We start from the raw sequence: 21,604 nt of genomic DNA on the forward strand, positions 1-21,604 counted from the left end.
GGTTTATCAACGATGAAAGACCCTTTACTGAATTCGCTCATCTACGTTAGCCGTTACTATGGGTTAGCTAACTCGCCAGAAGCGCTAGTCAACGGACTACCGCTATCTGACGGTAAACTGACCCCATTTTTGCTACCAAGAGCAGCGGAAAGGGCCGGATTGGTTGCCAAGGAAAACCGCGCAGAGCTGGAGAGCATCTCCAGCCTAATTCTGCCGGCAATCTTAGTTCTTAAAGGCGGTGACTCTTGCGTTCTCAACAGCATCAATATGGAGAAACGCGAGGCCGAAGTCACCACCCTAGAAAGTGGAATGGTGCCGATCTCTATTCCATTAGAAGACCTACTTGAGCAATACACTGGTCGGTACTTTTTAGTTAAAAAGCAATTCCGTTTCGATGAGCGCTCTCCCGAAGTGCTCAAAACCAACGAAGGCCACTGGTTCTGGTCCACCTTGTGGCAGTCAAAACGCATCTACCGTGATGTTTTAATCGCATCACTTCTCATCAACCTCTTTGCGGTTGCCGCTCCGCTATTCACTCGCTTGGTGTACGACAAAGTGGTTCCGAATCTTGCGTTTGAAACCCTATGGGTACTAGCAAGCGGCATCTTTGTCGTGTTCCTGTTCGACTTCATTCTCAAGTCGCTGAGAAATTACTTCATTGATGTGGCGGGCAAGAAGTCTGACATTCTGATTTCATCCAAACTGTTCAGCAAAGTGATGGGGATTAGAATGGAATCAAAGCCGCCTTCGGTCGGTGCCTTCGCTCGCCATTTACAAGAATTCGAATCTATTCGAGAGTTTTTTACTTCAGCGACCGTCAGTGCTCTCATTGATTTGCCTTTTGCCATTTTGTTCTTAGTGATTATATGGCTAATGGCTGGCGATCTTGTGTATGTACCGATGGTGGGCGTGGTCATTTTGATTATTCACTCGCTACTGATACAAGGGCCGCTGCGCCGCTCCATTGAGGAGGGTTCACGCCTAGCATCGCAAAAATATGCCAATTTGATAGAGAGCTTGGCTGGGTTAGAAACCGTAAAAATGCTCAGTGCGCAAAGCCAATTCCAATACCGCTGGGAAGAGGCAGTTGCGCACATGGCGAACTGGAATATAAAAAGCCGCCGAATTACGGATAGCATTCAAAACGCGGCAGGTTTTGTCCAGCAAAGTAGTAACGTAGGGATGATCATCCTAGGCGTTTACTTAATTGCAGAAGGCGACTTAACCATGGGTGGTTTGATTGCCGCAACCATGCTTAGCGGCCGCGCGATTGGTCCTTTGGTTCAGTTATCCTTACTCTCTACGCGCTACAACCAAGCGAAGTCTTCTATGACAATTATCAATCAAGTCATGGAAATGCCGGATGAACAAGAAGAAGGTAAACGTTACATTCACCGCCCAATAGTACAAGGCAAAATTGAACTTGAACGCGTGACCTTCCACTACCCAGATTCACCGGTGGCGTCGATTCGAGATTTGAGCTTGACCATTAACCCAGGCGAAAAAGTAGCGATCATAGGCCGTATCGGTTCGGGTAAAACCACGTTAGAACGTCTCATCATGGGCTTGTATCAGCCGACGGAAGGTCATGTTCGCATTGATGATACCGACATCGCACAGCTGCATCATGTCGACATTCGCCGTAATATTGGTTGTGTGCCGCAAGATTCGAATCTGTTCTTTGGTTCTATCCGCGACAACATTACGCTAGGTCGCCCATTAACCGATGACCGTGACGTACTAGACGCAGCGAATCGTGCCGGTGTTACTGCGTTTACGCAATCTGACCCTGCGGGCTTAGAACGCCAAGTTGGTGAAGGTGGTGCAATGCTTTCGGGTGGTCAACGTCAAGCAGTCACGATCGCTCGTGCATTTTTGGGTCGTCCTCCTGTTCTACTCATGGATGAACCAACCAGTGCAATGGATAACCGCTCAGAGATGCACATTAAGCATCAATTAGCACAGTTGAAACCTAGTGAAACGCTGATTCTGATTACGCATAAAACGTCTATGCTCGACATCGTTGATCGCGTAATTGTGATGGAGAAAGGCAGCATCATCGCAGATGGCCCTAAAGCGCAAGTGCTGAACGATTTGAAACAAGGCAAAGTGCGTGCGGTTAGCTAGCCTGAATTCACATTGATAAAAGACAAAGGCCCCGTTTAACTTGTGTTTAACGGGGCTTATTTTATTGGGAGTCCGAGATAATTAAGTTCTTCAAGCGCGACCCAAACGAGTACAAGGCCAACAATCACGAATAAAATCATAATCGCCTTTTCATCTTCTTCCATTTTTCAACGCCCTAAAAGCTATTTCAATTAATACATCTTAGGTTATCAGGACAAAAGTCATATTCAGCTCGTTTATACGGAACTAGCGTCATAGAATGTCGGATATGGGATACAGCTCAAAGATTGCTCTCTTCAAAATCACGTCAGCTTTGATTGAATATAAGTAATGAAGCCAAAGAGTTCGTAATACTCACTAAGTCTTTGATTAACTTATATAGTACTCTGTGGAACCTCAACACAGAGACAAATGGTGTAAAGAAAAATTGTGATTACTTACAGCAAAAAATCAGCTATAAAAGCCGCTTTCTAGATATCGTCGAGATGAAGAAATGAATGATTGGATCCAATTAGAGCAAGTGAGCCAGTATTTCACTACGGGCTCCCTCGGTTACAAACTATTGATGGGCATTTTTGTCCTGATCGCGTATCGCATCCTGAAGAGGATTGTAAATAGAGCCATCCTAAATTTGGCAACAACGAAAGGTGTAAAAAAGGCTCGTTTGAGTTTTATTCAGCGCTGTTTCAATGTCGCGCTGCTATTTTTGACCGCCTCTATTTTTGCCATTATCACAGGTATTGGCTATGGCGATGTGTCTTTGTTCCTATCGTCCATTTTTGCCGTATTAGGTGTGGCGTTTATTGCGCAGTGGTCAATTCTGAGCAACATCACTGCCAGCTTTTTGATCTTTTTTGTCTTCCCGTACCGAGTGGGTGACCGAATTAAAGTCGTAGACAAAGATGAAGACATCTGCGGTGAGATTCAAGAAATCAGCATGTTTCACGTGTTAATTAAGCACGACAACGGTAACTTAATCACTTACCCAAACAACCAGATTTTGCAAAAAGCAGTGCTAAAGCTGGCAAAAAACAAGCCAGAGCCAAGTAAAGCAAAATCTCGGATTTATACTCGCAGAAAGAAATAACCCACTAAAAAGCCGATGTATCTACATCGGCTTTTTAGTATCACTTGGTGGTCACAAATAACCCAAAGTTAATGGCGAAAAACAGTGAAGAGACAAAACGTATAAGCTGAAGGTCACCACTGTATTCTTTCATGATAAAAGCATGACACATCGCCGAAACCAAAAGCGCCACTTCAACCAAAGGAAGCTTCTTATTTACGAACCTTAAATAAATACAAAAAATAGAGATGGTGCAAGCAAAGAAAAAATCGTCACTAGTTCCATCTTCCTTAAAATACAAGGACATGGTTTTAGTTAAGCTTATATTTTTAGCTTCATTATGAGCCACCCACTAATATTTAGCGAGATAAGGGCATAAAAGAGGTAAAAAACAAGACTGACCGAAACAAAAAGTAGTGCATGCACTTTTTCTTCTAAGCTCTCTGGATGAACATTCATATCCACATCAAACACACCCGCTATAAAGTGTGCAAATACCGTGGAAGAGGCTGTAGAAAGGCCTCCTACCATAATGATAATAATCCCTCGCCTTAAGAAACGATGAAATGTACTTTTCCCGCCTTGGATCAGGTCTGAGTTTACATATTTTAATCTATTTTTCCGCCTATTACTCATCACTAGTATCGGTACCTTTATCATTGTTTCCAAGAGAGTTTTCTACATCTTTAAGATCTTCCTTTAACGCTTTTATACACGATATTCATCGTCGTTGCATTCACTGTAGTTATGCCGTCGACTTACCCTATAAGAAAGCTCTTTAGATACCAATTCGTACTTTATCTATCTCAAATCTCTTCTTGACCTCAACTTAGCTTGAGGTTTTAGCCTTAGTCGCACGATTAAAAATCAACAATGAAAAAAGGAACCATTGTGTCCAAAATTGCGATTATTTATTTCTCTAAAACCGACGTTACTGGTCAGCTTGCTCGCGCGATTGCCGCAGGCCTTGAACAACAAGGCATTAAGCAGCAAGATGAATGTGAAATCCTCTCTCACCGAATTGAAGGCAGTGAGATTATTGAGGGACGTTTTGTGAACTCTAAACTAATGGATGAACTTGCTGAGTGTGATGCGATTATCTTTGGCTCACCGACCTATATGGGCGGTGTAGCAGCGCAGTTTAAAGCATTTGCAGATGCAAGCAGTGAATCTTGGTATTACCAAAAATGGGCGGGCAAAATCGCGGCTGGCTTTACCAGTGGTGGGGCAATGAATGGCGACCAATCTTGCTCACTGCAATACCTTCAAACCTTCGCTTACCAGCACGGTATGATGTGGGTCGGATTGGATAAGATCAGCAATTCTGGGGAGCAAAACCTGAATCGTTATGGTGTACAAGGTGGTATTGTTGCACAAGGTGGTGAAGATGGTCAGTTGCATGCTTCTGATGTTGCAACAGCAGAGTATCTTGGCAAACGAGTCGCTATGCTCGTGAACAAGCTCTCCACTCGCTAACAATAAAAAGAAGCCCCGTAAGATACATCTTCGGGGCTTCATATTTATCGCTTGTTTTGAGCGCTACTTCTTGATGTAGAGGTCTTTCGAGTAGATACGACCTTCTACGTTGCTCTTGGCAAAACCGCCAACCGTAGGACGAACCAAACGCGCTTGCATGTAGTAGTAAATCGGTGCGATTGGCATATCCGCCGCCAACAATTGCTCGGCTTGCTCATAGAAACCTTGGCGCGCTTTCTCATCGGTTGCGGCCAATGCACTGTTCATCGCGTTGTCGTACGCTTCATTGCTGTAACGTGCAAAGTTACCCGAAGAACCTGAGCGAAGTAAGCTCAGGAAAGTAGACGCTTCATTGTAATCACCACACCAGGAAGCGCGCATCACATCGAAATTGCCTTGTTTACGCGCCACTAAGTACGACTTCCACTCTTGGTTTTCTAACTCCACGTTTGCACCGAGATTTTTTTGTAGCATCGACGCTATCGCAACCGCGATCGATTTGTTTGCCTCACTGGTGTTGTACAACAATTTAAAATCGAGCGGCTTGTCTTGGCTGTAACCCGCTTCTTTTAACAACTGACGCGCTTTCTCGTCACGTTGTTGCTGACTCCACTTACTGTATTCAGGCGGCGTCGCATCAAACCCTGCGGTGTACTGATGCGCAAAAGTATAAGCAGGAAGGTTGCCCACTTGCGTGACACCATTCGTAATCACATCGCGCATGATGGAGTACGACACCGCTTGACGCACTCGCACATCATCAAATGGCGGACGAGTGGTATTGAACGCGTAGTAATACGTGCACAATAATGGCACCACCGTGTAAGCCTGCTTGTAATCTTGTTTAAGTTTCTGCGCCATATGAGTCGGCACATCTGACGTGATATCCAGCTCTCCTGCCGCATAACGATTGATCGACGCGTTTTGGTTTTCAAACGGAATGTAAGTCACTCTGTTTAGATGCGTATCTGCGCTGTCCCAGTAACTTGGACTCTTAACCAGTTCAATGCGCTCATTCACGACCCACTTATCCAATGTGAATGCACCGTTACTAACAAATTGGTCTGGTTCGCTCCACGGCTTGTCGCGGTTTTCCACTGTCGCTTGATGCACTGGCATCATGGACGTGTGCCCAGTCATAGCAACAAAGTACGGCACTTGACTGTCCAACTCAAAACGTAGGGTGTATTTATCCACTGCCTTGATACCGAGATCGTCCAAAGGCTTTTTGCCCTCTGCTACATCGGTGATGTTTTTGATCTTGGTGAGTTTGAGATACCAAACATTTGGAGAAGCGGTTTTCGGATCTACCGCTCGGCGCAGTGAATAGACAAAATCATCCGCTGTCACAGGCTCGCCATTCGACCATTTCGCGTCTTTGCGCAAGTGAAAAGTAAAGGTTTGGTTGTCGTTGGTTTCCCATGATTCTGCCACACCGGGAATAATGTTTCCGTCACGATCTTGAATCACAAGCCCTTCAAATAAGTCACGAATCACATGCATTTCTGGCAGACCTTCGGCTTTCGCTGGGTCAAGCGTCGCCGCCTCTGCGTCATTCGCACGTACTACATGCTGTTCTGCGGCAAGTTGAATGCCTTTAGGTAAGGTCTCCGCAGCAACTGATGTAGCAAGAAAAGGGGTGAATAAAGAGGAAATCAGCAACGCCGTTGAATGTTTTTTAAAATCCATATCGTTTTTCGTTCTCCTAACGCGTCTTGTGAAGCAAGTGCCACAATTAACATTTCAACCGTTGACGAGTTTAAACGGTTCAGTTTAGCTAGGTGTAATTAGCTTAGATATTGATACTACTTCATCAATCAGGAGATTACGGTGAGTCTAATTCCAAGAACGGAAAGAGCGGCATTTTTAATTCGGCCAACATCATACGGTCAATCCGTGCTTGGTGCGCCATTACTGTATTTTCCGGCTCAAGTCGAAAGTGCTTCGCGAGGTTTGATTTTGGCAGGCACTCACGGGGACGAGACGGCCTCGATTGCAGGTTTGTCCTGCGCGCTAAGAAGCTTGCCTGCTGAAAACTTACGACATGATGTGATTCTGTCAATGAATCCTGACGGCAACCAACTAGGCACACGCGCAAATGCAAACCAAGTGGATCTCAATCGCGCGTTTCCAACCCAAAATTGGACTGAGCATGGCACAGTGTATCGATGGAGCTCTCACACACCCGTTCGAGACGTACAGGTGAAAACTGGCACTAAAAACCAACTAGAGCCTGAAGTTAGCGCATTAATTAACTTGATTGAACTGCGCAAGCCAAAGTTTGTGGTGTCGTTTCATGAACCGCTTGCTTTTGTGGATGATCCCAAACATTCCGACCTTGCCAAATGGCTCGGCGAACAGTTCCAACTGCCAATCGTTGACGATGTCGACTACGAAACACCCGGCTCATTCGGCACTTGGTGTAGTGAACGTGATTTACCTTGCATCACGTTGGAATTACCCGCGATTTCTGCCGATCTCACCATTGAAAAACATCTCTCTGATTTTATTGCTTTGCTGAGGCACGATCCGGATCTCTAGTCCGCTGTTAAACAAGCGATCATGTGAGGATCTGTTTGATGTCGGTACTAATATCGCTGATCAACTGACGGGCACTGTCGTCTCTTTGCTGAACCAAGATGATAAACAGCAAATCGGTGATCACGTTTTGCGCGGTACGCGAAGCAATGGATGAGCTGCGATGTTCCGTTTCATTGGCAATCGTATCAAACGTAATATCGGCAATACCGCGCAAGCGACTTCTTCCAGGCGCAGATAACGCAATCACCTTCGCGCCCTGCTCTTTTGCCGCTTCTGCCGCGACGAGAATTTCTTTGCGCTCACCCGAAAACGAGATTGCGATCTGAACATCTTCTGGAGAGAGCGTGCGGGCAACAGCAATCTGCACGTGGCTGTCTTGTTCAGAAAGCGCCGTAATACCAAGTTTAAGCAGTTTAAAGCTTAAATCCTTGGCGGTCAGTGCAGAGCCCCCAATCCCGACCACTTGCACTCGACGCGCTTCACTCAACCATTTCACCGCTTGGTGACACGCTTCGTAAGACAGCGTATTGGTGGTTTGAAACATAGCGTCGGTTTTCGCTTTCACCAGTTTCTGTGAAATAACCGCAATGGGGTCGTCAGCCAAAATATCACTGTGCAGCGGTGTCGACTGCATCGCATGCTTACGGCCAATCTCTTCATTCAGAGCTAATTTAAACTCGCTGTAACCTTTAAAGCCGATACGCTGAGTAAATTTCACAATGCTCGATTGACTCACTTTTACTTGCGCCGCAAGTTCTTGGCTAGTGAGCAGCGCCGCCTTTTCTGCGTTTTCAACAATCCAATCGCCGACCAAACGACCACTTTGCGAAAGCTGAGTACGCCTCGCGACTATCTTATTGATAACTGACACAACAAAAACCTCAAAAAATTTAAATAAATTATTCCAAAACAAAAATAATTGGAGTTTGATTTAACTCCATGATCATTCTAACCAAGCCAGTTTATATCGGATGTAATGGACGTATACTTTCTCTCATTATTCCAAATTTCTCCTGCACAAAGAATAACCTCAAGTGTGATTCTTATCACCAAAACAGAATATTTTATTCCATAGAATCGCCCTCAGATTGAACATTACGAAGAGTGTAAAACATGAAAATTGATTTAAGCCGATTGGTGACAGAAAGCCGTAATCCAGCCAGTGCAGAGATTGATACGCTTTCGACCATCGAGATGCTGCAAGTCATTAATGAAGAGGATCAAAAAGTCGCGCTCGCGGTCAAAGCAGTGCTACCACAAATTGCAAAGACGGTTGATGCAATTACTGCAGCGTTCGCCAATGGTGGCCGTTTGGTTTACATGGGAGCTGGCACATCAGGCCGCTTAGGAATTCTTGATGCGAGCGAGTGTCCTCCTACCTACGGCACGCATCCAGATATGGTGATTGGCTTAATTGCTGGTGGACACCAAGCGATTTTGAAAGCGGTAGAAAACGCAGAAGACAACGCGAAAATGGGTCAAGACGACTTAAAAGCGCTTCACCTCACCAAACATGACGTGGTTGTAGGCATTGCAGCGAGTGGCCGTACACCTTATGTACTAGGTGGTTTGGACTACGCTAAATCCATCGGATCTACGACCGCATCTATCGCCTGTAATCCGGAATGTGCCATGGCAAAAGCGGCCGACATCGCGATTCTGCCGATAGTTGGCGCAGAGGTTGTCACTGGCTCTTCTCGCATGAAAGCCGGCACCGCACAAAAACTGGTGTTAAACATGCTCACGACAGGTGCAATGATTCGTAGCGGTAAGGTATTTGGCAACTTAATGGTGGATGTAGAGGCCACCAACGCCAAGCTCATCCAACGCCAAACCAACATTGTTGTAGAAGCAACTGGCGCATCAAAAGAAGAATCAGAGCGAGCATTAAATGCCTGCGATCGCCACTGCAAAACTGCCATCTTAATGATTTTGGCCGATTTGGATGCCGAACAAGCCAAATCACGCCTCGCCGCGCACAACGGTTTTATTCGCGCAGCACTAAATAATAACTAAATAATCCGAGTTCTGAAGGATAGACCCGATGGCAAAAATAACTTCAAACACAGTATCGCAGTTGCTGTCCGCAGTGGGTGGCAGCAGCAACGTAAGCAAATGTGGTAACTGTATGACGCGTTTGCGTTTATCGCTCGCCAACAATGGTTTGGCTGATCAGTCAGTTATCAAGCAAATTCCCGGCGTAATGGGTGTGGTGGAAAGCGATGAGCAGTTTCAGATCATTCTCGGTCCCGGCAAAGCTCAACAAGCGGCTGAGATGATGAATCAATTGATCGACAGCTTAACCTCTGGTGACAGTGAAGAAGCAGATATGCCGCAACAAGATCTTTCTGCCGTCGCAGCCGAGCAGAAAAAACAGATGAAGAGTAAGCAAACCAGTGCGGTTCAGCGTTTTTTAAGCAAGTTTGCCACCATCTTTACGCCGTTGATCCCAGGCTTTATTGCCGCTGGTTTGTTGCTAGGTTTTGCGACGTTATTGAAACAGATGTTTGTTCTCGACCAGACACCAAGCCAGTTTATGTTGGATTTGATCGCCTACATGAAAGTCTTTGGTAAGGGTCTGTTTGCTTTCCTAAGTATTCTGATTGGTTACAACGCGCAGCAAGCATTTGGCGGCTCTGGTGTTAATGGTGCCATTCTCGCCTCTTTGTTTGTGCTGGGTTACAACCCAGAGGCGACATCCGGCATTTACTCTGGCATGAACGAGTTTTTCGGCTTTGCGATTGATCCGCGCGGCAACATTATCGGCGTACTTTTAGCAGCGATCATCGGTGCACAAGTCGAGCGTAAGGTTCGTCAATACATGCCAGATGATCTGGACATGATCTTAACGTCCGTTATCACTCTGTTGATCATGGGTGCGGTAACCTTCTTGATCATCATGCCAATCGGCGGCGAGCTGTTTAAAGGGATGTCTTGGTTGTTCCTCAACTTGAACGATAACCCATTAGGCGCTGCAATCTTGGCAGGTTTGTTCTTAATTTCTGTGGTATTTGGCATCCACCAGGGTTTTGTTCCAGTGTACTTCGCATTGATGGAAGCACAGGGCTTTAACTCACTATTCCCTATCCTGGCGATGGCAGGTGGCGGTCAGGTTGGCGCGTCAATGGCGCTGTATTTCAAAGCCAAAAAAGACGCTCTACTGCGCACTCAAGTTAAAGGCGCTATTATTCCGGGTCTTCTAGGCATTGGCGAACCATTGATTTACGGCGTGACATTACCACGTGTAAAACCATTCGTTACCGCTTGTATTGGTGGTGCTGCGGGCGGCTTCTTTATCGGTTTAGTTTCTTACCTTGGCTTACCAGTTGGTCTTAATACGGTGTTTGGCCCATCCGGTATCGTGGCGATTCCTCTCATGACATCTGAAAATGGCATCTTCCCGGGCATGATGGTGTTTGTTGCTGGCCTGCTTATCTCTTACATCGTGGGCTTCCTCGCGACTTACTTCTTTGGCTGCAAAGACGTCGATTTAAGCTAAATCATTCTTCCCCTATAGGAATGGACTAGCTCGCGCCCTTGGCAAACAAGGGCGCACCCTCTCTCTACTTCACGACAATTTTTCTTATTCCGTTACTCGGAAGGGGCTTTGTCGTACCTAAAACAATAGAAATGAAAGGTCGTTAATCATGAAAAAGCACATTTTGACTCTACTTCTCCCAACATTGATGGCATCAAACGCAATGGCAGCGCAGCTGTATCAAGCGGAAGATGGGTCAGTTTTAAATATTTACTCTCGTCTTGGTTTCAATGTCACCAGTAAAAATGATGAGCACGGCGATGCAAATGGCGAGTTTGATGGCCGTATTGGTTTAAACGGTTCACAAACCATCAACGAGTACGCGTCGATCATCGGCCAAGCGCAATACCAAGTGGGTGCCGCTGAATACGCAAACCAAGTAAACGACAAACCGTCTCTGACCGCACGTTATGTATGGGCGGGTATTGATGCGAAAGATTATGGTCGCATTACTGGTGGTCGCGTGGCATCTGGGTTGATTATGTTTACCGACATTGGTGATGTGTTCGCCTCTTCCGATGTTTCTATGGCGCGCCAAGCGAATAAAGTCGACAAAACCGCGACGCAAGTTTTCCGTCAAGATGGCACGCTGCAATATCAAAACAGCCTAGGTAATTTCGACTTTTCTGTCGCGTACATTTTAGGAAACAACACTTCTGAGCTCGACTACGGTTACAACGCTGCACTGCGTTATACGCTAGACATGGGGAATTTGGGTACCTTGGCACCAGTGGTGGCGATGCAGAAAAATAAAGGTGATGCGCGTGAAAGCAACGACACCGATTACACATTCTGGGGCGCAGGTACACGTTACTACCTAGGAGATTTGATGTTGGGTGCGTTGTACTCGGAAGATGAACTAGAGGGCTATTACTCGCAAACCAGTACCGACAAAGTGATGGAATTGACGGCGGTTTACAGTGTAAATGACAAATGGGCACTGCGTGCTGGTTATCGTTCTTTAGAAAACAGTGAGGGTGACGAGCTAGAGCTGAAAGATACAACGCTAGAAGTGCAATACAAACTGACGCCTCGTTCTTCTATCTACACAAACTACGTTGATCGTAACGGTTCGCGTGGCTACAGCAATGGACAAGAAGTCTCGTTTGGCGGTGCGCACGCAGACGAAAGCTACTACCACTTAGGTCTGCGTTACGAGCTGTAAGCACGATACTTAATGTAAGTTAGCTGAATCCATGAGCTTCTTCTGTGTCCGGTCAGTAGTTATTGCCTTTAATGCTGATTTGAAGAGGCTCACCCTCGCAATATGTTTTCTTCGTTACCTGTTTTAACCAACACACCGGCATCAGGAAAGCTGGTGACAGTAGCTAACAATTTTCCATCGACAAAGTGCAATGCCGCATAATCGTGAATGCCATAACAAGTGATGCTCGGTTGAGAACGAGCAAAGGCTTGGAAAACCTCGAACTTCTCACCTACATGAGAAAAATGCGCCGCAGCCAAACCGTCAATAAATCCAAGACAAAGCATAACTTGGTATGCTTCGGGATCACTGTCTGTCACCGCAAACTCAAACCAACAAATTGCACCTGCGCTCATGCCACAAATGATGATGCCTTGTTCATAACACTGCTTGAGTATTCTATCGATACCCCATTCGCGCCAAATGGCCAACATCGAACGCGTATTACCGCCACCGACGTAAATGATGTCTTGTTCAAATAGCGTTTCTTTCCAACCAGCTTCAAACTTAAACAGCGGAAAATGGGTCACGTTTTCACTAAGCTTCGCATCGTAAAAACGTTCAATCACTTCATCGGCGTCTCCCGTGGCTGTCGGTAGAAAACAAATGTTTAGATTCTCCTTACCAGACAAAGACAAAATGTATTGATCGAGCGGGCTCGGATTCTCTCCCATCATCCAGCCCCCACCGCCAATCGCAATACAGTGTTTTCGCATTCCTTTGTTTCCTCAATTGTTGCTAAGTTTGTTGTCGCTATTCGCCGACAGAATATATGTTCCTAAAGTGATCAATGAACGCTCGCGTTCTTCTTGGTAAGTGCTCACGTTTTGGGTAAAGCAGATAAAGCGGCAAAATCGCATCCGTTTGCCATTCTGGCAGCAAACTCACGAGTTTTTCTTTTTGTGCAGGGTCGAGTTTAGCCAGTGCAAATTCATCTAACATGGCTACACCACAGCCAGCCAAAGTAGCATCCAACATGGACTGGACAAGATTAAAACTCAGCGTACTTTCTAACTCAATGCTGCACTGCTGTTGAGTTTGCTTATGCGTAAACGTCCACTTATCTAACACCAAGTCGCGACTTTTATAAAGGATGTGCTCTAAGTCACCAAGCTCCTCTGGCGTACTTACATTTGGTTTATCAGCTAAATACGAGCGATGAGCGATCGGTTTACAGTGTAAAGTGCGTAGCTGATGGCCGACGTATCCCTCTGGAGGAGTATCGGTAAAGTAGAATGCGATATCAAACCCAGCCTCAATCAAGTCGAGAGGTGTCTCTGTGAAGATCACTTCGACGCTCACTTGTGGATGTTGCAATCGAAACTCGATCAATGTTTGGCTGAGTAACGCGGCTCCGAAAGAAGCAGACGCCGCTATTCTCAATTTTCCCGATACGATCTCGTTTGCCATGACTTGCTCATTGATCTGCTCAGCGCCTTCGAGCAGTTGCTTTACCTGCTGATAAAACCGCAAACCATCGTAGGTCAAATTAAACTGGCGCGTAGTTCGCTGAATAAGCTGCACCGACAATATGTCTTCAAGCTGTTTAAGTTGCCGACTTACATGCGCATTCGAACAATTCAGGCGCTTTGCTGCACCAGCAATACTTCGCTCCTCGCACAAAGCGACGTAAAGTGGTACGTAGCTGAGCCATTTTATTTCCATACAGTAATTCTGAATCTCTAAAATCAAACTACTGGAAATAATAGAAAGCCTCTAAACTCTGTACAACCTAAATTTGAAAGGATGAGTTATGAGTGTTTTCGACACGTGGTTAAAAGGTCAAGTCATTAAAGATCACATCACTAATACCAATATCATCGTTGGCGATTACAGCTATTACTCGGGCTTCTATCATCAAAAAAGCTTCGAAGAGCAAGCGGTACGCTACTTGTTGGGTGACCCCGTCACACTTCAAGAATGGCAAAGTAGAGAACCCGATAGCATCGACAAATTAATCATTGGCAAGTTTTGTTCCATCGCTTCTGGAGCCACCTTCATGATGGCAGGAAACCAAGGTCATCGCATTGACTGGATTTCGACCTTCCCCTTCTCTCCTGAAGAATTTGGAGAAGGCGTACAAGACGGTTTCGAGCGTGCCGGAAACACAGTGGTGGGAAATGATGTTTGGATTGGCAGTGAGGCGATGATCATGCCCGGAGTAAACATCGGCGATGGAGCCGTCGTCGGAGCACGCGCCGTAGTGACGAAAGACGTGCAACCTTATTCTGTGGTGGTTGGAAACAACCAAGTCGTACGTCAACGATTCAGCGATAAAGAGATTGAAACTCTACTCAATATCCAATGGTGGAACTGGCCAATAGAACACATTAAACAAGCAATGAAAGTAATGTGTAGCAGCCAAGTGGGTGCGCTTGCGGACTACTATCAAGAGCACATTGTCGATTTGTAGATAAAAAAAGCCCACACATCTTGTTGCGACGTGTGGGCTCAGTGAGTAAGAAAGCTTAAACCGCAGCGACGTCCTCTTCTTCCAAGTTCGCCGAGACTTTAATTTCGTATTGATTGAAACGGAACGAACAACCGCCATGAGTGCGCTTTGTCGTTACTTGTTCGTCGCCAAACTGCACCGTCACGCGAGTGAATACACGCTCTTTGGCTTCGACAATATTTTCTTCTAACGCGACTTCAAAGTCATGTTCCGTTTGTTCTAGCTTTTGCTTTATCGCTTCAAGCTGCTCGTTGTTTTGTGTTTTCATCACGTCAATCTGAGCTTGTTCTTCGTCGGTACGTTCGGCTTTAGGACGTTTTTTAAATTCGAGCTCTTTACGAATCACATCCATCGTTCCTTCTTGAGCGTGTTTGTATTGATCTTTGAGCTCTGCTAATCGCTCCTTAAATGCAGAATAGCGTGCGAACGCTTCTACCTTAGTGGCGGTGTCGCCTTCTACGCCCAATTGTAAGCACACCACTTTGCCACCGACTTTGGCATCTCCGCCGCTGAGCGTGCCGTTCCTACCGTTCGCATCTAGCACCGTCAGATTGCGCCCACAAACAATATCGTTATTCATGCTGTGCACCGCCAACTCAATATTTTCTCCGGCTTGCAAATCACAATATTGGGCGTAGCTGGCACGAATCGAACCTTTGGCTTTGACGTGACAACTCTTTGGCTGGCCATCACTCACGGTGTGGCCAATGATCCCTTTACCAACTTGGATGTCGTCTTGCGCTTGTACGTCAGCCGATTCAATGAAGCCGCCTACAGTAATAGAACCCGTCGCTTTAACAATCATGCCAGATTCAATGTTGCCACCGATAATCACATTCCCTTTGAATTTCACGTGGCCTGTATTCACGCCAACGCTATTGAGGAAGAGTGCGTTATCAACTTCGATGGTTTTGTCTTTAATCAGAGGCGTACCGGATACCGATGCAATCAATAGGTTTGGGTCTTGCTTGCTTATCTCGGTGCCCTTGCCTGGCTTCATTGGGCTGTCTTTTCCGGCTTGTGGAGGAATCACTCGCCCTTGAACAGTAAAACCAGGCGTACCTTTGGTCGCAGGCGTGCGGCGCATCACCTCATCGCCTACGTCAACCGCGATAGTTTCACCGAGGTTACGTAAATCAATTTTGTCGCTAGCAGATTGGCCGTCTTTGGGTTTGAGGATGCGTTTGGTGATGTCTTTAACAAGAGGAGTAAAAAGAGCGTCTTTGCCTTTGATAGGTTGCTTACCAACCGCTACAGGTTGAGAAAAAGTTTCGCCGGGTTTGAGCTGAGTGCTGACAACCAACACTTTCTTCAAAGCCAGTTTGTTGATGCCTTTCGAAACTCGCGCTTGAGCAAGGGCTTGAACAATCTCGGGGCCACGTAAACCTCGGCCTCCGTACGCGCCGACAACGTTCATACTGGCGAGCATGTCATTATTCGATAATTCAACCTCAACTTGCGCGTTGCGTTTTTCCGCAATGACGATGCCTTCGTAGGCCTCGGCTTTACGTTCTTTGGCGCAGTTAATGAATCTCACGACTTCCCCCTCAACAACAAACATCTTTTCAGCGTTCATTGCGACGAGCTGCTCGTTTAATTCATTTTGATTTAGCTCACCACCGAGGTCCACTTCTCCCGGAAGACGGGCTATCACCTTGGTCTTATCTTCAGATAACTCAAGACACAGCTTCCACATACCCTTACCACTTTGCTTCCCATCAACACTTTCAGTCTACCCAAATCCGTTTTCTGAACAAACCTCGCATTTCTTATTATAGGGCTCACGTCACTAAAGAAAGTAATCCATCAATAACGGTTAAACAGATATTAAGAGAGCATTTCGATTTAACCTAAAGCTCAATCAAAATACACGCCGAAATAAAAAGGAGCTGGATTTACAGTGTAAATTTCCCTTTAGTGTTTACAGTGTAAATCGTTCCAAATGTGTCTTACTTCGTCCCTTAACTGCTGCTCAACTTGCCTTCTTCCAGGTAAACCAAATTGCTGAGCACATTCAGTCCAACTACGGTTAAGAAAAAGCTTACTGATCATCAAGTCGGAAGCGGAGTTCAAACCTAAGTTAAGTAACCACTGCTGAAGCCAAGCAGACACGGACTCATAACTGTTACCACCATCAGCATAGCATTCAATTAGTAATAACTTAGCGGGATGAAGTGGACTCATTCCCAAAGGTTGCGGTAATAGAGCTCGAAAAATAGAGGCTTCTAATTTTGGATAGACGTCAGCCACATTGTTAGACAACATTTCTTCAAATAGCGCCTGAGATTCATCGACCCAAGCCGTCTGTTGGGAATCACAAGGTTTGACCATCAAGACTGAATAACAACCGCTAGCAGCATCGCGCATTGACCCTAAACGAATTGCACGGAAGTTCGATTGTAGCCAGAAATGGACCAACTCTTCCGTCGCACCGAAACTCGTGGATAAGTAAGCAATGTGTTTAGCCGCCATTTGATCAAGTTGCTGCAGCATTTTTTGACCGATGCCTCTTCCTTGCAATTCCGGATGAACAGCAATTCTCATGACTCGCAGCGTCGATAGATTCGCGACATTCGGAAATCCTAGGTGGTTTGCAATCGTAACTGGGGCTAAGTGTCCTTTAGGACGACGCTTACCAAGCTGAATTTCTTCAACCAATTCAGCGTCAAGCCCACCCTCTTCGACCGCTAATATTACCCCCACAACCGCATTATCTTGCTTAGCAAAATAGAGCTGACTGTTGTCGTCTTGCAAAAGGTGAATCAAATCATTCGGCGAGGTCTGATAATGAGCATTCACCAAAAGAGCGAAGCACTCACGCAGCAAACTAGGCTGCGATATCAAATTTTTCTTATCGGCTTTAGAAAGGGAAATTGAGTCGACCTGTTTAAGTTGATGGTGCGTTAACTCCGCATCCAACAAAAACGCGTCATAGAGCCATGATTCAAGCGCATCATTCATGCTCCAGCGGATGGGCTGTGTCATGTGCCATGTTTTCATTCCCGAACGCTGTTTCTGAAGCCAATCAACAAATTTAATCGTAAAGCCCCGGCCACAACCTTCATAACCGTGAATAGTCGTAGAAAAAACGAGTCGATGATAATGTTCGGTAATGCTTTTGAGCATAGGAACTGGAATTGCAGCCGCTTCATCGACAAGTAACAAATCACATTCAGGTCGACTCAATAATAGTTCATCTGGAGCAATAAATTGAATGGCTCCCTGCCCTGATTCTAATCTGTCCTTCTTAATACGCTGTGCGCTAGGGAGTAAACGTAAAGCATGTTGGTAAACAGGCTCAACGGCTTTTATAGATGGTGCCGTAATTAAGATTCTAAGCGGCTTCTGCTGTAATAAGTTCGCACACGCAATTCCGAGGGCACTTGTTTTTCCACGTCCACGATCAGCGGTCAAAATTAATGGTCGCTTTCGATGTCCTGTCACCACCTTTTCAATTAGAGAAATGGCATGTTCTTGTTCCGTGTAGTGGCTTTCTTTTTCTGCTTGCTTGATGTCTGGAGCCGTTGGCAATGGTTTGTCTTGCTCAATAACAACGAGCTTCTCCCATTGTTTGTGCATCCATTGCTGAGCAAAATTCGCATTTTGTCGCAGCTCAGTAATGACAATAAGAAAACCGCCGCCAACCAATGAGCCAAGCGCGGCGGTAAAACTATTGGCGTCAAAGCCATTTCGAGCATCAAACAATAGAACGTCACACTCTCTGCCTAGCAACATGTGCCCTTGTTTAGACGAAACACTGGATACGTTTTTCAAACCAAAATCACCAACAGAAAACCAACGTTGATGGCGCTGCGTTTTATGGAACTCTGACATCAACGCATTTTGCCAAGAAGCCTCCCCTTGAATGACAACACCAATCCTTTGGAAAGATTGGTGAGCTTGATGTTGAAGTGATGAAAGGAAATCAGATTGTGTCTGCATTTTGTCTATCCAACGTTGAACTGACGCAATGGTATCACATCTTTAATTTGACGCTTCTCAGATATAAAAAAACCGCCCGGAGGCGGTTGATTCAATCATCATTTGTTATTGCAGTTTGGTTTGTACAAACGCAAGAATCTCTTCCATTAAGCTGTCCTCAACTTTCTTCAAGTTCAACGCCAGGCTGCTACCTTTTCGGCTATAGCTTGCTCGACCTTTAACTAAGTCGACTTTTTCCGTCTTCTTACCAGGTTTTGCTGGTGCAAGTTCAGTAATCCAATTTTCGATGCTTTCCGTGACTTCTTTTGTCAGACGAGCAACGCCTTGAGCAGTGCTTCGCTGCCATAAAAACCCTTCGCTAGAGCGACATTTATCTAACAGCTCTTGCTGCTGCTCTGGCGTTAGCGTTGAAAACTGTTTGTGCAGTTTCACGATTGTTGGGCGACCGAGATCGCCAACATTCGGATACGCTTGAAGCAGTTCTAACGGTAATGCTGCGGCTTTTAAAGCGCCACTTACCAACGCTTCACTGCACTGGAACATTTTTGCCAATGCTTTCTGATCCTCAGCTTCACCACTATCAAGCTTAGCCTGCATCTCTTTCCCTTTTTCATATAAAGAGAGCGGCTTGTGAGCATTTGCCACATCAGACAAAAACTTAGCATGGTCAGTATTAATGTTGTCAGCAACATAAACCAAAAAGTCTTGTTCAGCGAGGATACAAGACATGCGACGACGGCTACCATCTAAAACTTCAATCTTGCCATCTTCAGTTCTACGACCCACTGCTGGATATTGTTGGCCACGCTCTTTGAGTGTGACTAAAACATCAGATAAAGCATGTTCGTTTAAGAACGATTGCTCACGAGCGTTATCAACAAATACTGTTGTTTCTGTCGCAACTTTATTTGCAGGAATACGCACAAGTTCAAACTGAACAATATTTTCACCTGCAACTGCTAGTTCAATCGTTTGAGCTTTCTCTTTTGCCGCAGTTTGCGCCTCTTGCGGAGTCACAACACGACGCTTATTCGTTTTGCCAAATAATTTCGCGTTTAATTCAGACGTTTTCAAAGCCATTTACTTATTACCCCTGATTCAATGACGGCCAATTAGAGTGCAGCACACGCTCTAATTCCAGTGCGCTTTTATGAACAGCGTCTTGCGCGGTAGCTAGTGTCTTCTTACCGCCTTCAAAATCGCTTACTGTCAGATCAAATACTGTGCTGTAGGTATCGGCACAGGTTTCAAACGCACGGCTACGAGGAATAGTAGCCATCATAACTTGGTCACCTAGAAGATAGTTCATTTCAGTTAAAACAGAAACTTGCTTCTTATTGTCGTCCTCAAACATGGTTGGCATCAAGCGAACAAACTCAAGACCATTCCAGTCCTCCGGGAACATTTCATATACCGTAGGCAAATGCTGGAAGAAGTTTACTGTTGAAGCCCAGTCCAGACGCTTAGCCGCACAAGGAATTAGCAAGGCATTTGATGCATACATCGCATTCCATACTAATGGGTCAACGTGTGGACCGGTATCAATCATAATGATATCGAAGTCATCAGCAATTTTATCAATCAGTTGCTCTTTCAGCAGACGGACGATATCGAGTGATGGGTCTTCAGATAGCGTTTGCCATGCTTCCGCATTAAACATCGCGTCTTCTGGAAACGCTGAAATCGACTTTAAGTTCGGATATTGCGTTGGCAGCAATACGTTTTTACGTAAAAATTCACTGTCAATTTCCACACCATCAGGCACGTTACCCAACATAATGTCTACCGCAGAATAGATATTATCATGCTCTGCCATGCTGATTTGCGGGTTGAGGAATAAACGTAGCGAGCCTTGTGGGTCTAAGTCGATTAAACAAATACGGTATCGTTTATCCAAATTTAGCGCTAAACATGCCGCTAAATGAACCGCGGTCATTGATTTACCTGTACCGCCCTTTTGGTTCTGCACATTAATAATCCAAGGTTTGTTACCTGAATTCTTTTTACGCTCATGAAATTTAGGCACTTCAGCCGCATCCATGAGCATGTGTGCTTCTTCTAACGTAATTGAATAATGATTCGCGTTGTTTTTAGTAAATTGATGCCCAGCGGCTTCCATTTTACCAATCGCGTCGTCGAGCTTACGGCGAGTTAGACCAGAACGGGTTTCCATCATCGCTTTCGACATTGGTGGGAAGTAGTTATCGCTTCTCTCTTCTAAAACAATTTCAATACGGTCAGCTTGAACCTGCTGAGTCAGCTCCGCTAACTCAAGAAGGTTTTCAATCGTTTTTTCTCTTTTCATGCCAAATTCCGTTGGAAGGATTTATAATTGCAATTGTACAGCAGTAAAGACCAAAAACAACAAAAAGGTGCACGAACATTTTGAATTACCATCACATAAAAAAACACCCAAATCGACGCTTTTATGATTTATGGTCAAAAAGATAACTATTTTTAATCAAATAATCTTCTCATAAGTGGACACCTAAACTTAAAAATAAAAAGTGTTACAGCGTCACTCATTTACAATGTAAATCAATTTTCTACCGGAACGATTATAATATTAAGCTAAATTACGGGTTATGTTAGACCAACCTAATTTAAACGATAAATAGTAAGTAATATCGGAACAATAAAGATCTGAACACCTTGATCATGTCTCCGAGCAAAATAGGGCAGTTCCAGCGAAACATCTATGGAAGTATGATCAAGGTATGCTTATGATCATGCTTCCGTGTTAATAAGCAAATCCGAAAGCATGATCATGGAAAAATTGAGCAGAGTACGGTGTAAACAAGCAAATAAAATAAGATCCATTAATCGGAAATATGATCAAGCCTTAGAATCTCTCGGAAGCATGAGTTTTCTTCTCTAATTTACGGTTGAGTGCAGACAGAATGGGGGATTGAGCAGAAATTGACGTTATAGAAGCCGGAACAATGAAATTGCTCAAGTTGCTATGATAAATCACGCTCTCATGATCATGCTTCCTGTAAATAAGCAGAGACTAGGATTTACTTCTAAATATGAGCGACTTGAATGTATTTTAATCAGATGAGTGATATCTCATCAATATGGGCGCCAGAACGATAGATATATTGGCTCTTGATCATCGATCCGAGTATAAATAACATCACCAATGCACAATATAATCATCGTGAAGATCATTATTAAATACTGCATCTGTGGATAACCTGTAAAAACATCATGATCATCGTTTCAAGACTCTTTTGATCATCTTTTCATAACCTTAAT

The 21,604-nt window shown here is 45.0% G+C and carries 17 protein-coding genes; 8 read left to right on the forward strand and 9 right to left on the reverse strand.

Annotation, left to right across the window (positions count from 1 at the left end; translation table 11 throughout):
* Positions 1 to 12 precede the first annotated feature (12 nt).
* Together R7Q39_RS02100 and R7Q39_RS02105 are read left to right on the forward strand one after the other, a co-directional pair.
* Positions 13 to 2,127, forward strand: coding sequence for a type I secretion system permease/ATPase (locus R7Q39_RS02100; RefSeq protein WP_005374556.1), 2,115 nt, complete (start codon positions 13 to 15; stop codon positions 2,125 to 2,127).
* A 493-nt stretch (positions 2,128 to 2,620) separates the two neighbouring features.
* Positions 2,621 to 3,214 carry a mechanosensitive ion channel family protein gene (locus R7Q39_RS02105; RefSeq protein ID WP_017820061.1) on the forward strand — a complete coding sequence of 198 codons (594 nt, stop codon included), beginning with the start codon at positions 2,621 to 2,623 and terminating at the stop codon, positions 3,212 to 3,214.
* 300 nt (positions 3,215 to 3,514) lie between these two features.
* Here R7Q39_RS02105 and R7Q39_RS02110 read toward each other — a convergent pair whose 3' ends face one another.
* A complete protein-coding gene (locus tag R7Q39_RS02110) occupies positions 3,515 to 3,853 on the reverse strand; it encodes a hypothetical protein (protein ID WP_025500824.1) in 339 nt (112 codons plus the stop codon).
* 231 nt (positions 3,854 to 4,084) lie between these two features.
* On the opposite strand from R7Q39_RS02110, the gene R7Q39_RS02115 reads away from it, so the two are divergent.
* The gene (locus R7Q39_RS02115) at positions 4,085 to 4,669 is read left to right on the forward strand and encodes a flavodoxin family protein (RefSeq protein ID WP_186585568.1); all 585 of its coding nucleotides are present in this window, start codon (positions 4,085 to 4,087) and stop codon (positions 4,667 to 4,669) included.
* Between the two features lie 63 nt (positions 4,670 to 4,732).
* Here R7Q39_RS02115 and R7Q39_RS02120 read toward each other — a convergent pair whose 3' ends face one another.
* Positions 4,733 to 6,358 (reverse strand): ABC transporter substrate-binding protein, encoded by a 1,626-nt coding sequence (locus R7Q39_RS02120; protein WP_318075714.1) that lies wholly within the window; start codon positions 6,356 to 6,358, stop codon positions 4,733 to 4,735.
* 141 nt (positions 6,359 to 6,499) lie between these two features.
* Between R7Q39_RS02120 and mpaA the strand changes: the two genes are divergently transcribed.
* The gene (gene mpaA, locus R7Q39_RS02125; protein ID WP_318075715.1) at positions 6,500 to 7,210 is read left to right on the forward strand and encodes a murein tripeptide amidase MpaA; all 711 of its coding nucleotides are present in this window, start codon (positions 6,500 to 6,502) and stop codon (positions 7,208 to 7,210) included.
* A gap of 19 nt (positions 7,211 to 7,229) precedes the next feature.
* On the opposite strand, the gene R7Q39_RS02130 is transcribed toward mpaA, so the two are convergent.
* Positions 7,230 to 8,081 carry a MurR/RpiR family transcriptional regulator gene (locus R7Q39_RS02130; RefSeq protein WP_033907250.1) on the reverse strand — a complete coding sequence of 284 codons (852 nt, stop codon included), beginning with the start codon at positions 8,079 to 8,081 and terminating at the stop codon, positions 7,230 to 7,232.
* A 242-nt stretch (positions 8,082 to 8,323) separates the two neighbouring features.
* Here R7Q39_RS02130 and murQ point away from each other — a divergent pair, with 242 nt between their 5' ends.
* The 3 genes from murQ (at position 8,324) to R7Q39_RS02145 (ending at position 11,913) form a co-directional block, all read left to right on the forward strand.
* On the forward strand, positions 8,324 to 9,226 hold the full coding sequence (gene murQ, locus R7Q39_RS02135; RefSeq protein WP_154204098.1) for an N-acetylmuramic acid 6-phosphate etherase: 903 nt from the start codon (positions 8,324 to 8,326) through the stop codon (positions 9,224 to 9,226).
* 28 nt (positions 9,227 to 9,254) lie between these two features.
* Entirely contained in the window at positions 9,255 to 10,709 is a 1,455-nt protein-coding gene (gene murP, locus R7Q39_RS02140) for a PTS N-acetylmuramic acid transporter subunit IIBC (RefSeq protein ID WP_318075716.1), read from the forward strand.
* Positions 10,710 to 10,857: 148 nt separating this feature from the next.
* Entirely contained in the window at positions 10,858 to 11,913 is a 1,056-nt protein-coding gene (locus R7Q39_RS02145; RefSeq protein WP_015313726.1) for a porin, read from the forward strand.
* Positions 11,914 to 12,002: 89 nt separating this feature from the next.
* On the opposite strand, the gene R7Q39_RS02150 is transcribed toward R7Q39_RS02145, so the two are convergent.
* Both R7Q39_RS02150 and R7Q39_RS02155 read right to left on the reverse strand, forming a co-directional pair.
* Positions 12,003 to 12,668: a peptidase E gene (locus R7Q39_RS02150; protein ID WP_318075717.1), complete on the reverse strand. Its 666-nt coding sequence runs from the start codon at positions 12,666 to 12,668 to the stop codon at positions 12,003 to 12,005.
* Between the two features lie 37 nt (positions 12,669 to 12,705).
* Positions 12,706 to 13,617, reverse strand: a complete 912-nt coding sequence (locus R7Q39_RS02155; protein ID WP_017635661.1) for a LysR family transcriptional regulator — start codon at positions 13,615 to 13,617, stop codon at positions 12,706 to 12,708.
* 88 nt (positions 13,618 to 13,705) lie between these two features.
* Between R7Q39_RS02155 and catC the strand changes: the two genes are divergently transcribed.
* Positions 13,706 to 14,365: a type C chloramphenicol O-acetyltransferase gene (gene catC / locus R7Q39_RS02160; RefSeq protein WP_054575282.1), complete on the forward strand. Its 660-nt coding sequence runs from the start codon at positions 13,706 to 13,708 to the stop codon at positions 14,363 to 14,365.
* Between the two features lie 55 nt (positions 14,366 to 14,420).
* Here catC and R7Q39_RS02165 read toward each other — a convergent pair whose 3' ends face one another.
* The 4 genes from R7Q39_RS02165 to R7Q39_RS02180 form a co-directional block, all read right to left on the reverse strand.
* The gene (locus R7Q39_RS02165; RefSeq protein WP_318075718.1) at positions 14,421 to 16,100 is read right to left on the reverse strand and encodes a FapA family protein; all 1,680 of its coding nucleotides are present in this window, start codon (positions 16,098 to 16,100) and stop codon (positions 14,421 to 14,423) included.
* Positions 16,101 to 16,318: 218 nt separating this feature from the next.
* Positions 16,319 to 18,346 (reverse strand): tRNA(Met) cytidine acetyltransferase TmcA, encoded by a 2,028-nt coding sequence (locus tag R7Q39_RS02170; RefSeq protein ID WP_167415795.1) that lies wholly within the window; start codon positions 18,344 to 18,346, stop codon positions 16,319 to 16,321.
* A 105-nt stretch (positions 18,347 to 18,451) separates the two neighbouring features.
* Positions 18,452 to 19,426, reverse strand: a complete 975-nt coding sequence (locus R7Q39_RS02175; RefSeq protein WP_158159432.1) for a ParB/RepB/Spo0J family partition protein — start codon at positions 19,424 to 19,426, stop codon at positions 18,452 to 18,454.
* Positions 19,427 to 19,433: 7 nt separating this feature from the next.
* Positions 19,434 to 20,651, reverse strand: coding sequence for an AAA family ATPase (locus R7Q39_RS02180; RefSeq protein ID WP_005374503.1), 1,218 nt, complete (start codon positions 20,649 to 20,651; stop codon positions 19,434 to 19,436).
* Between the last annotated feature and the right edge of the window lie 953 nt (positions 20,652 to 21,604).

Origin of the sequence: Vibrio sp. 947 (genome assembly GCF_033339115.1) — a bacterium.
In the GTDB taxonomy this organism is placed as follows: domain Bacteria; phylum Pseudomonadota; class Gammaproteobacteria; order Enterobacterales; family Vibrionaceae; genus Vibrio; species Vibrio alginolyticus.